The sequence below is a fragment of the Anoxybacillus sp. B2M1 genome (genome assembly GCF_001634265.1).
GTDB classification, from domain to species: domain Bacteria; phylum Bacillota; class Bacilli; order Bacillales; family Anoxybacillaceae; genus Anoxybacteroides; species Anoxybacteroides rupiense.
In genome coordinates this window covers 2,973,863-2,986,418 of record NZ_CP015435.1, presented here as the reverse complement: position 1 = coordinate 2,986,418, position 12,556 = coordinate 2,973,863, and the positions used below count along the sequence as shown (strand labels likewise).

Below are 12,556 nucleotides of genomic sequence, written 5' to 3'. Positions count from 1 at the left end.
TTTCTTAAAATCTAGTGACTTCGCGGATGTTCGCGAGTATAACCCCATTATATATCATTTAAATCCCAAGAATCGACAGATAACGCAAAAAAAAATCAGCTTGTCGACAAAGTCGACAAGCTGAAGGTTTTTTAAAAAAAGCCTTATCCTCGCGAAAGCAAGCCCGCGGTTCGAAAAAGAGCATAGGCAGTCACGGCAAATAAGCAGCCCGCAAGACATAAATCAAGTAAATCATAGCCGGTATGAATCCATAAGCGGCTCAGCCAAACGACGGCCGTCACGATGAAAAGAGACAGGAGCAATTTTCCCCATAGCGCTCCTGTATCCATTCGCAGCTTTAACTGACGCGTGACAAGAACGAGCAAGGAAAAGAATTGGAATAAAGCGCTAATCGTCGTTCCCCAGGCGATGGAGGACGCTCCATATTGGTCAATAAAAAAGGAAATGATCGCAATATTGACACCAAAAACAGCCACGATCCCTGTGGCGACTGGCGCGAACGATTTCTCCATCGCATAAAAAAAGCGCGTGACAAACAGATTCGCTGCATGGGCAAACATGCCGATCACAAAGATTTTCAGCATCTCCGCCGTCATAGACGTCGACTGCGCCGTAAACGATCCGTACTCAAAAATGATTTTTACAATCGGTGCGGCATATACATAAACAAAGACAGAAACAGGCACAATAAACATGATGAGCAAACGCAGACCTTTGAAAAAGATTTGCGAAATTCCTTCATAATCCTGTTCAGCCGTCTTTTTAGCGAGCAGCGGATAGATCACCGTCGTCGCCGCTGTCATTAAAATCATTTGCGGAAGCTGAACAAGCTTCGAGGCATAGTTCAGCGCAGCGACATACCCGTCATCCAGTCGCGAAGCAAACATGCGCTGGATAAAAAAATAAAATTGTAGAGTCGCTCCGCCCAATAAAACAGGCATAGCGATCTTAAGCATGCGAAGCACGTATTCCTTTTCCGAAACATGAAAACGAAGACGGAAACAGAACACGCCGCTCTTATGCATATAATAAACGAGCACAGCCACCATGATCGCAGCGCTGACTGTCGCTCCCCATCCATAAGCATATACGCCGATGGCCGGATAAAGGAGGACGGCGATGAAAATAAAAAAAGCATTGTTGGCCAATGTGGCAAACGAGGCGCTATAAAATTGGCCGCGCACATTCAAAATGCCGGAAAACCACATCGAAAAAACAAGAAAAAGGGTTGCGGGAGCCATCATGAAAAACAATTTCGATGTCATCGCCACTTCAGACGGATGGAGCCCATTAAAAAAGAGTTGGACCACCTGCTTTGATAAAATCATAAACAAGCTTGTTAATCCAACGCAAAACAGGAGCAAATACGTGAAAATGACATCGTGAAACCGCTGCTTATGGATGTCACGATCCATTTTGCTATATACGCTAATATAAGCAGTCGCTACAGCCCCTCCCAGCACGGAGTAGACAAAATTAGGAATGGTATAGGCTAAAATGACGCTATCGGCAAGCGATGACGTGCCAAATTGATAACCGATGACGGCTTCTCGAACAAAACCTAAAAAACGCGAAAGCACATTGACAATGGTGACTACTCCAATCAATTGAAAAAAACGTTTTGTACTCACAACCTCACCTGCCGAATCTCTGCTTTCATTTATGCATGCTTATCAATAAATGAACGAACAATAGAGATAATTTCATCATTTCCACTGACAAACGGAACAGGTTCAAACTGCTTGGCTTTTTTCAGTACTTCGCTGAAATCTTCATTTTCATACCACGCTAAAATGTGTCCCGTCTTTTCAAACTGCTGCACGATTTCCAGCTGATGGTCATCGTTGTGCTCTCCATATTTCATGAGACGAGGGGCAGCAATCATTTTCTTGCCCATTTTTGCCCCTGTCGTAATGGATCCTGTTCCTCCATGAGTAATAATCATGCTCGCTTCCCGATACAGCCGTTCCATTTCCTCATAGCTTGTAAATGTCATCATGTTCATATGTGGCGATTCATAAGGCGTATGCCCTTGCTGCACAATCACTTCTTCTTTAATATTTCCAGAGATAATTTGCTTTTCTACTTCCCGCAACAGCCTCGTAAAAGGCAGCTCATGAGTTCCCAACACAACAAAAATCAATAGATCGAACCTCCATAAACCGCTTTCGGGTAATGTTTTTTCATTGTTTCCCACTGCACAATGAATAAATCAGCAATTGGATACACCAATTTTCCTGAAATCGTCGGAGTCGTGGTTTTCGCAAAGCTCTCGATAAAAATGACTTTTTTGCCAAACAACTTAGCAATATAACACATGGGCACGGCCGTATGAGCGCCTGTTGTCACCACAACATCCGGCTTTTCGCGAAGAAAATAATATAAAGACATGATGACATTATAGGAAAATTTAAAAATATATCGGAACGGATAATTCCTTGCTCCATACATTAAAAAAGAAATCTTATACTGTTTGCTCAATTCTTTCGTGATGACCGATTTTTCCGTTACAATATGATAATCGTACGCAGAAAAAAGAGGCTTTAATTGCAACAATTGCGTTAAATGCCCTCCAAGGGAAGCAATAAATAGCACCTTTTTTCTGTCTTTGTTTTTTCTACGCATCCCGTACTCCCTCCGGAGGTGAATAAAGTTGAATCACTCGTTCAACGATTCGCTTTCCATCGTTCTCTTGAGCGCGAAGCTCACCTTTTTGAATTAATTGTTCCCTCATTTTCGCATCGCTAAGCACTGTTTTTATTCCTTCATATAATGATTCCTTGTTACGGGGCTCGACCAATATACCGGCACCGCCGCTCAATAAATAAGAAAGTCCGCCGACATCGCTACCGACCACCGGCGTATGGCAAGACATCGCTTCTAAAGCAACAAGCCCGAATCCTTCCAAATGGGAAGGCAGCACAAACACTTCAGCCGCCGACATCCACATGGCTAGCTCTGATTGATTCATCGCATCCAGCATATGAATATCCTGCGCACCGCTTTGTTCCATTCGCTGCAAAAGCCGTTGATAAAACGCTCCATCTTTTTTCTGGCCAATCATATAGAGATTGGCGTTCGGATACTCCTGCTTCAGCATAGCAAATGCATCAACAAGCTCAAGCAGCCCTTTTTGCTCAATCATGTTGCCGACATATAAAACAGGAATCACATCGTCGGCTATTCCGCACAGCTTGCGCGCCTCTTGTTTGTTCATCGGCTGAAACACTTCGCGATTGACTCCCATATTAATAATCGAAATTTTCTCTTTCGCCACGCCAAATTGCTCATGAATCTCTTCATAAAGCTTCGGTCCTACCGCAATCACGTGATCAGCTTCCTGAAGAATATATTTTGTCCATTGCCAAATTCTCTTACTTTTATGCGCCATTCGTTCAATATCTCCGCCATGCGCCGTCACAATGAATCTCGTTTTCCAAAGCTTTCTATACAAAAGGCCTAATATGCCTGTCGGAAAAACATAATGGACATGAACGACATCATACCGTCTTCCACGAACCACCGCATGAATCAGCACTTTCAACAGCCAAACCAGATATTTGATCAGAACCGCTTGTTTTTTCATACTTGGATTGGTGACAGCCATGACATCAACATCCAATCCCGCCTTCTGTAAAGCGACGACTTGATTTTTTACAAAAATCCCAAAAGCTTTTGCCTTTTCAGTCGGATACATATTGCTAAGCACTAATACTTTTCGATTAGACATGCTTCTCACCTATTATCCTCTGCAACAGTTGTATTCCCTTCTCGGCCTCGTTTTTCATATTCTCAGATATCAACTCGATACGCTGCTGGACTTCCGGCCAATTCTTTTCGATTTCATTGACCATTTGCAGCATCAACTGATCATCTTGTGCTAATTTCTCGATCGCAATATAGCGATCAAGCTGCTGAATAGCAGTCAGAAAATGCTGGACCTTCGGGTGATACCCGACACCAATCACCGGAGTTTTCGCAGCGATTCCTAAAATAAGAGAGTGCAGCCTTGTCCCAATCACGAGATCATGCGACTCACAAAGCGATAAAATCTCACTCGGATATAAATTTTGATCGATAATGACGACCTTATCGCGATATTGCATGAAAGAGGCAATGTCTTTTGTTACTTGCACATCTTGGGGATATTTTGTCGAAAAAAATGTAATATGAACCCCTTTTTGACGAATGAGTTCATCTAAATTTTGCGCCATGCCTGAAATATATTGCTGATACTTCTGTTCATCTGTCGTCGGCCAATATTGGGAGCTGTAGTACGGAACAGCTGTCACAGCAATTTGGCGAACCGAATCTCGCTGCATTTTTTTCGATGAACGTGCTAAAAATAGAGCTGGATCGCCAATAACCTCAATCTCTTTTTTTACTTGGAGCGATTGAAGCAGTTTCCTTGAGCTCTCATCTCTTACAGAAATTTGCTGGGCCTTTTTCAGCAGCTGTTTAATAAAAAAAGCACCTGCCTTTGTACGGATCGGCCCTGCACCTACTCCATAAATCACGACCTTGCATCCGGCGTAATGTCCTAGCATGCCGAGCGTTGCATACAACGGTGCATCTCGTTTATATAAATCCATTAATAAACCGCCGCCGCCAATGATCAGCACATCCAGTTCCTTCATCCGCAAATAATTAGCCTTAAGGGTAGCTAAAATGGTAAGCAGAAGGCTTTTTTTTCGCGAAAGAAGCGGAATGGCTCGGACTCCATACCGTTCCTCTGTATTTTCAGGATTATGGCTAAAAATGACGATATCCGTTTTGCTGATCGCCAATTCTTCCGTCAATTGCTTGAGAATCCCCATCAAAATTGCTTCGTCGCCATTATTATGATGTCCGTAATTACCAATAATCCCTATTTTCATAACAAAGCACCTTTAACTTATTATTTATTCAACTTTTACATTATACTATCGTTCACTCATAGGTAAAAGCCTTTATCACGATTCCATTATATCAATTTTTCATCTAGCAAAAAACAATGGGGGCTAATCATCGAAAGCCCCCATTTGTCTTATTTTTTATAGTACTGCACAATTCCATTATAAATGGATTCAGCGAAAATATTCTGAAATTGGTCGGAAGTGAGTTTTTTGACATCTTCGGTATTCGAAATAAACCCTAATTCAACAAGAATGCTAGGGACGGTATTGTTACGGATGACATAAAAGGCTTCATCCTTGACTTTGCGGTCCACCATATTCGCATTAGCCACAATTTGCGCCTGAACTTCCTTCGCTAATAAATAGCTTTCATATCCATTCGGATTCGTCGAAGTATCATAGTACGTTTCCGTTCCTTTTGCTGACGGGCTTGCAGAGTTTACATGGATGCTGATAAACAGCTCCGCATAATTTTGCTTAGCGATATTGACCCGTTCTTCCAATGTCGGATACGTATCGCTCTCTCTTGTCATGATGACCTTGGCACCCGCCGCTTCCAACTTCTGCTTCAGCTTTTTCGCAACAGATAGAACGATGTCTTTTTCGTTGGCGCCATTTCCGATCGTTCCCGGGTCTGTTCCGCCGTGTCCCGCATCCACTGTAATAATCCGCCCAGCCAACACGCTGCCGCTTACATTCTGCAATTTTAAGTATGATTTATGTACATAGCCGCGCAAGTTTCCGTATGAAATTTTCGCCCAATAGCCTTGAATACTATAAACATTTACAATGGTTCCGTTGCTGAGCTGGCCTACAACCGAAGCGTTCGTCGATCCAGATGAACGAACATTTAACGTTTGGGCGGTGACTTTTCCTTTCGCGATGACCGTACCTTCATCCGCGCTGCTCACCGGCAAACGAAACTGATCGCTCATCGCCCGCGCCAAAAAGGCAGAAAACTGATCTCTGGAAATATAGGATTCCGGCATAAATTTATTTCCGCTTCCATTGGAAATTCCATTGTAATAAAGCTTCGTTATATAGGAATAAGCCCAGTAGCTTGAGCTAACATCAGTAAATGGTTTTTTCGCATTGGCCGGAGGATTAGAAAGTGAAAAAGTAAGAGCGAGCACTTTGCTCATTTGCGACCGTTTCAATTTATCATTAGGGTGAAAGGAGCCGTCGTCGTATCCTGTGAAAATGCCTTTTTGCGCCGCAAGGCTAATCCAGCGAGCCGCCCAATGGCTTGATGGAACATCTTTAAACTTGACTTGAATGGTAGTTGGTTCCTTTTCACCAATCGCGAGCATCAGCATTTTGGCCGCTTGCGCCCTCGTCAAAGAATCCAACGGACGAAACTGCAATTGGCTGCCTTGCTGATATCCTTGAATGATCGAACGCTGATACAAAAATTCAATTTCCTCTTTTGCCCAATAGCCTTCAGGTACATCGGAAAAAACCGCGCCTGAGGAAGCAATTGCAAACGAAGCAGCGTGAGCAGCTGTCTGATCGGGGGGAGCCTGATTAAAATCTTCAATTTTTAATAACTCGTCGTTTTGCTCAGCCGCATAAGCATTTGCCGCAAAAGGCAGCGACATAACAATGAACGCCAGAGCCATTAACAAAAAACGCAATGAATCCCTCTCCTTCCTGATTTTTGGTGTTATATTCCATCTCAAACTGAATGTGACAGCTATATTTTTCCACTCTATGTTTCATTCTATGAAACTATGTCCAAAACTTCAACCCTCATTTGACAATAAATGACGCAAAAATGTCGAAAAATAAATAATAGAAGAATCGATAGGATTCTTCTATTTTTGTAGATAATCAGAGGCCCTTATCAGCAATGCAGCAAATTGGGCGCGAGTTAAATATTCATTAGGACGAAAATAGTCTTGCTTAGAAATAATGCCTTTGTCCGCCAGTTGTTGAACGGCATCATAAGCAAAATGACCCGGATCAGAAAGGTCTTTAAAAGGATAAGGCGTCCCGCTAAATGAATGCTCGCTCAGCTTTAATGCACGCGCCAGCATAACCGCCATTTGCGCTCTCGTCACAAGCTTTTCGGGAGCAAAACTTCCATTGCTATAGCCCGTTACTACTCGCTGGTCGTATGCAGCATAAATCGAAAGCGCTCCTGCCAAATCGATCGGCACATCAGCAAATGGCGGCTGAATATGATGAAGCGGCCAATGAAACAGCCTGTTCATCATCATCACTGCATGCCGTCTTGATAACGATTGGTTTGGCCGAAACGTGCCGTCTGTAAAACCGTTAATAAGCTTTTGTTGGTAGGCTCGCTGAATTTCTTGATAAGCCCAAAATGAAGCAGGCACATCCGAAAACGATGCCGAAGACGAGTCCGCCGTTTTTATCAACCGTTCGTCAGTTGCTAAAATCGTACCTGCGTCATCCACTGCGATCACCTTTAACGTTTTTTCGTTCCTTCCTGATCGAATATCCGGCAGCGTCACTGAAATCCATGTGCGATCTGCCTTTTTCTTTAAAATCAACTGATCGTCCAACCAAATATATACATTTTTCCCGACGAGCCCATCCGATACGCCAAGAAGCTGTGACTGAGAGAAATTCAGTTGCTGTCCATTTTTGATGGTGAGCCAATCTAGTGCCGCTTTCGGCGAGGCCTGCAGCGCCTTAGCGATCTGAATGGTTCCATAGCCAGAATGGATATCATAGCCTTTTTCCCCTATATCGAAGGCTGTTTCCGAGAGCATCTTACGAATCTGGATCACATCCAGCTCTGGATGCTCCGCTTTCAGCATAGCTACCTCGCTTGTAACAAATGGCGTTGCCATAGAAGTGCCGCTTAACGATTTATAGGTATCATTTAGAAAGGTACTGATAATATTGGCCCCAGGTGCACTGACATCCACTTCCCATCCGTAATCCGAATAAGGCAATACGCCGCCTTTTTCATCAATAGCCGCAACCGTTATCACGCCTGGATAGGAGGCAGGATAAATATCCTGCAGCGATGTTCCCCAATTACCCGCGGCAGCGACAACAGGGATACCGTTCAAAAGTGCCTGAGAAATCGCTTGCTCTAAAACAAGCGTCTTCCCTTTCCCCGCTAAACTAAAATTAATCACATTGGCTCCCATAGCAACAGCATCATTCACCGCTTGGGCAATTTCAAAATCTCCGCCAGTCCCTTGCGCATCGAGCACTTTTAAAGGAAGAATATCAACAGGGGCGGACCCGGCTGCGCCAACGATTCCTTTTCCGTTGTTCGGGCAAGCAGCAATAATTCCAGCCACATGAGTGCCATGTCCGTTCTCATCTACCGCCATCCCGTCTCCATCCACATAATCTTTTCCTAAGCTATAAAGAACATTTCCGCAAAAATCTTCGTGAACCGAAACGCCTGTATCAATCACCGCGACCGTCACATGGTTAACAGCGACCGCTTTCTTCACGATCGGCTGCTTGGACCAGCCATTCGTTTGAATCAAAATATGGATCGTATCGTACGTACGATTTTGGGGCAGCAGCACGTCCAGTTGAGCCGTATTCCCTTCATTCGCTGCCAGCTCATTGCCTTGCCCATCTTTCACCTCAAGCCGCCAGTTTCCCTCCACGTGATCCATTTCCAGCGATAACCGCGATAATTTCACGCCATTCAATAAAAAAGAAAAGCTTGAAGCTGATAACGGCTGCTCCTCATATGTAAATGATTGATTCTGCACAATGACTTCCCGACCATCTAAAAGGTTTTGCCCGTCTCGTGACGGCGCAATCACCTCTGCACCTACCGTTCGCAGTCCCCATTGTTGAAAGAAGAAGGGATCATTAAAAGTCGTTGTTTCAGCCAGCGTTTTCTGGTAGTTAGGCTCTACCCTTGATACGATAGGCAATTGTTCAACTGCTTTGATTTCATCGCTGCTAAAACGCGCTTTGACCACAAAAGAGCTTCCGGTATCTTCCACTCGGCTTTGATACGTCTGAAGAAATTGCAAATAGTCGTCTTGCGTACGAAAATAAATCAGCCACTCTGATAACGCTTGGCCGTGAGCATAGGACCCATTGAAAACAAAAAAAAGAATAACAGCAAAAAAACCAAGGATGAGTTTTCTGTTCACACTGTTCACCGTCCTCATATGATCAATAAGGGATCGCCCATTCTCCATGAGTGATCCCTTCCTTTTTGGTTTATGGAAGACGCCTCTCTTCTGCAAGTAAATCTCGAACAAAAGCAGCCGCTCACCGCGTTTTTTTCTCCTATAATGCAAATTCCATCCCCTTCATAAACATCCTTATGAAGAAGTTATGATTTTCGTTACCTAGCTTGAATCGTCTATTTTTCTAGCACTCGTTACTTTGTTGTATACACTTTCTAGCAAACATGCTCCAATACGTTAAAACACCATTGGTCCCCTCATTATAGCGTATATGAAAACCGTTCTACAACCAATTCCATATATTTGCCAAAGAACTCTAAACACATGGCCCCAGATGGTCGACAAACATTCTTCACTATGATATCAGCGCAAATCTCAAGAAGATGTAAATGTAGGATCATACTAGGGAATTTTGGTAACTTTTTATCTATTAAATTCCAATTATCGTGAGATAGCCCCATCGAACTATGTCATTTTATTGGGAAAAATGATATAATTTGTTTTGTATCACTATAAATCTTACATAATTTTACTGGGGGATTGAGATGTTTGTGAAATTCAAAAAACTTTATAGTGTAGTTGCTGTGTTATTGCTGCTTATTTCCTATGCTTCACCTTCTATTTATGCGTCGGCAGCGACAGATAGTTCTGAACCACCCGCTCCATACATACAGGTCGTGCAAGACGGAACAGCTGTAAAGGAAAGTGAAGACACTCCGCCTATAGGCGAGTTAGCCAAAGGAGCGATTGTCAAAGTTGCCAAGATAGAAGGAGAACACGTTTATTTTCAGTGGGGAAAGGAATTAGCTTATGTCGATGTAGTGTATACACAACACATCGATCCTCCGTCGCCTGATGATTACTCATACGATTCTGATAACACTAATGACTCGTATGTGCAAATTCAGGAGAAATCGGCCGTTTATTCGCAAAACGGAGAAGTGATTGGATATTTACTTCCAGGCGACACCTATCCCATCTTCCAAGAAACGGACGAAGCCTTTCAAGTCGTGATCGGAAGCCAACTAGCTTATATTCAAAAAACCGCTTCGATTACAAAAACGGAGCAGCCAAGCGATCATCAGCCATCCGAAGCTGATTCCACGACATCAACAGATCCGAAAAACTCAACCGATTCAACAGATTCGGAAAGTTCAAGCAACTTAAACGAAGCTCCTTCAAGCCAGCCAACAGAAACAACACCAGCAAGCAAGCCGGCAGAGTCTGGACAAACAAGTCAACCGCGTGCATCTGTAGCAACGACTGCTGTACAAACAACGGCGTTTACTGCCAGCATCAAATACTTCCAAGTCACAGTCGACAAATTGCCTGTCTACGACAACAGCACGGGTAAGCTCGTTCAAGTTGGCACCTTGGAGAAGGGGCAAGTGTTTCCAAGAATAAAGGATTACGGCGCGAACTGGCATGAAATCCAATTCGGTTCTAAAACCGCTTATGTATTAAAAAGCAGCACCATTCCCGTCAGCTCCGCAAACTTAAAAACTAGCACACAGACGGGCGGCGCAAGCACTTTCACGACAACAGCCGATGCCTCAGTCTATGACAATTCCACTGGCTCACTGATTCAAATCGCTACGATCCAGAAGGGGCTGTCCTATCCGATTATTCGAGACTACGGCAATTGGTATGAAATTTCAATTTCCGGAAGAATCGCTTATATCCATAAAAGTCTCGTGCATGTCGATTTTAAAAGCAGCGACCGCTACTTCTTAGTCGTGAATGGCCCTCTACCAGTCTATGACAATAGCACTGGGCAGCTCGTACAGGTGGGCACGCTTGAAAAAGGACAAGTGTTTCCAAGAGTGAAAGATTACGGCGCAAACTGGCATCAGATCAAGTATGGCAGCGGCTATGGATATGTGTTAAAGCAATCCACAGAGCCTGCTACAAGCGCAAGTATCAAAAACTTAAATTCGTTAGCGCCGACTTCGCAATATTTTACGACCATCGCGGATACAGCTGTATATGACAATTCGTCAGGAAGTCTTGTGAAATTTGCGACCATTCAAAAAGGCGTGAAATATCCGATTTTGAAGGACAGCGGCAATTGGTACATGGTTGATGTATCAGGACGAGCTGGATATGTCCATAAAAGCAGCGTCAAGCTTCCGTTCAAAACGACCGACCGTTATTTCGAAGTGATCGAAGATCGCGTTACGGTCTACGATAACAGTACAGGAGCGCTCGTGCCGGTTGCTTACTTGGAAAAGGGACAAGTCTTCCCGCGGGTGAGCGACGGAGGAAATTGGCATAAGATCAAATATGGGCAAAAATTCGGATATGTTTGGAAAGAGTCGACAAGACCTCCATTCCAAATCAATGTAAAAAATGAAAACCAAGGACTTCAGCCGCTAAACCAAACGTTCTTCACGCTCGCTGATGTGCCTGTGTATGACAAATCAACCGGCAGCCTCGTCCGCTTTGCCATCCTTAAGCAGGGACAAAGCTATCCGATCATTCGTGATGAAACAGACGCTGTCGTCATTGATCTGTCAGGGCGAATTGGATATGTTTTAAAAAATGACATTCAAGTCGGCCCGATTTTGCGTTACACACAGTATCACTTAACGCTTGATGAGATGCTGACTATTCAGATGACGAAAAATCCGCAAACCGATCTATACAGAAACCAAAAATCATATGTCCACTCTGCCTACGTTCAAGTACAAAACGCCACAACGTTCCCAACAAAAGGAACGGTTACCGCCACTACCTTGAACGTACGGGAAGGAGCCGGAGAAACTTACTGGATTGTGGGAACATTAAAGCAAGGAGCTGTCGTTAACATTAAAGCGAAGGTGGGCGATTGGTACGAAATCGACTTTGGCCCTTGGAAAAATGCCAAACAAGCGGATGTGCTTTCTTACCTCGATCCAAGCCGCTTTAGTCGCGACAGCAAGGAGTATTTTCAGTTTCTTGTATTATCAGAAACAGCCGGTGTTCCTGTCAGCGATATTAACAACAAAATTTTAGCCAACAAGGGCATCTTATCAGGCAAAGGCCAAGCATTTGTCGAGGCAGCGAAACAGTACCATATCAATGAAATTTATCTCATCTCACACTCTTTATTGGAAACAGGGAACGGAACTTCCGCTTTGGCGAATGGCATCTTAGTCGATAAAGTCGACGGCAAGCCTGTCACTCCAAAAACGGTCTATAATATGTACGGCATTGGCGCTTATGACAGTTGTCCGAATACATGCGGGGCTGAATACGCCTATAAACAGGGCTGGTTTACTCCAGAGGCTGCGATTATTGGAGGCGCTCAATACATCGCCAGCCAATATATCAGCAATCCAACCTATAAACAAGACACGCTGTATAAAATGAGATGGAATCCAGCCAATCCGGGAACCCATCAATATGCAACCGATATCGGCTGGGCCGTCAAGCAAGTGTCCAATATTAGCCGCTTGTATGATTTGATCGATAACTATACATTAATTTTCGATATCCCTGTATACCAGTCAAGCAAATAAAGAAGAAATTGAAAATGAA

Annotated in this window: 8 protein-coding genes; 1 reads left to right on the top strand and 7 read right to left on the bottom strand. The window is 43.8% G+C overall.

Annotated features, from left to right (window positions below):
• Positions 1 to 143: 143 nt before the first annotated feature.
• From murJ to GFC28_RS14455, 7 genes are all read right to left on the bottom strand, one after another.
• Entirely contained in the window at positions 144 to 1,631 is a 1,488-nt protein-coding gene (murJ, locus tag GFC28_RS14485) for a murein biosynthesis integral membrane protein MurJ (RefSeq protein ID WP_044745025.1), read from the bottom strand.
• A 29-nt stretch (positions 1,632 to 1,660) separates the two neighbouring features.
• Positions 1,661 to 2,143: a PssE/Cps14G family polysaccharide biosynthesis glycosyltransferase gene (gene pssE / locus GFC28_RS14480; protein ID WP_044745026.1), complete on the bottom strand. Its 483-nt coding sequence runs from the start codon at positions 2,141 to 2,143 to the stop codon at positions 1,661 to 1,663.
• Entirely contained in the window at positions 2,140 to 2,625 is a 486-nt protein-coding gene (gene pssD / locus GFC28_RS14475) for a PssD/Cps14F family polysaccharide biosynthesis glycosyltransferase (RefSeq protein ID WP_044745027.1), read from the bottom strand. The genes pssE and pssD overlap by 4 nt, the downstream gene beginning before the upstream one ends.
• On the bottom strand, positions 2,618 to 3,730 hold the full coding sequence (locus GFC28_RS14470; RefSeq protein ID WP_231883385.1) for a glycosyltransferase: 1,113 nt from the start codon (positions 3,728 to 3,730) through the stop codon (positions 2,618 to 2,620). Before GFC28_RS14470 ends, pssD begins: the two co-directional genes overlap by 8 nt.
• Complete coding sequence (locus GFC28_RS14465) at positions 3,723 to 4,877, bottom strand: polysaccharide pyruvyl transferase family protein (RefSeq protein WP_044745028.1); 1,155 nt, start codon at positions 4,875 to 4,877, stop codon at positions 3,723 to 3,725. The genes GFC28_RS14470 and GFC28_RS14465 overlap by 8 nt, the downstream gene beginning before the upstream one ends.
• A gap of 149 nt (positions 4,878 to 5,026) precedes the next feature.
• A complete protein-coding gene (locus tag GFC28_RS14460; RefSeq protein ID WP_231883386.1) occupies positions 5,027 to 6,529 on the bottom strand; it encodes an N-acetylmuramoyl-L-alanine amidase in 1,503 nt (500 codons plus the stop codon).
• Positions 6,530 to 6,709: 180 nt separating this feature from the next.
• Positions 6,710 to 8,998, bottom strand: coding sequence for a S8 family peptidase (locus GFC28_RS14455; RefSeq protein WP_231883387.1), 2,289 nt, complete (start codon positions 8,996 to 8,998; stop codon positions 6,710 to 6,712).
• Between the two features lie 584 nt (positions 8,999 to 9,582).
• On the opposite strand from GFC28_RS14455, the gene GFC28_RS14450 reads away from it, so the two are divergent.
• Positions 9,583 to 12,537, top strand: a complete 2,955-nt coding sequence (locus GFC28_RS14450; protein WP_231883388.1) for an SH3 domain-containing protein — start codon at positions 9,583 to 9,585, stop codon at positions 12,535 to 12,537.
• The last annotated feature ends 19 nt before the right edge of the window (positions 12,538 to 12,556 follow it).

Coding starts and splice junctions, on each gene's coding strand:
- GFC28_RS14465 (WP_044745028.1), bottom strand. CDS start 4,877: ATGAAAATAGGGATTATTGGTAATTACGGACATCATAATAATGGCGAC.
- GFC28_RS14450 (WP_231883388.1), top strand. CDS start 9,583: ATGTTTGTGAAATTCAAAAAACTTTATAGTGTAGTTGCTGTGTTATTG.
- GFC28_RS14470 (WP_231883385.1), bottom strand. CDS start 3,730: ATGTCTAATCGAAAAGTATTAGTGCTTAGCAATATGTATCCGACTGAA.
- pssD (WP_044745027.1), bottom strand. CDS start 2,625: ATGCGTAGAAAAAACAAAGACAGAAAAAAGGTGCTATTTATTGCTTCC.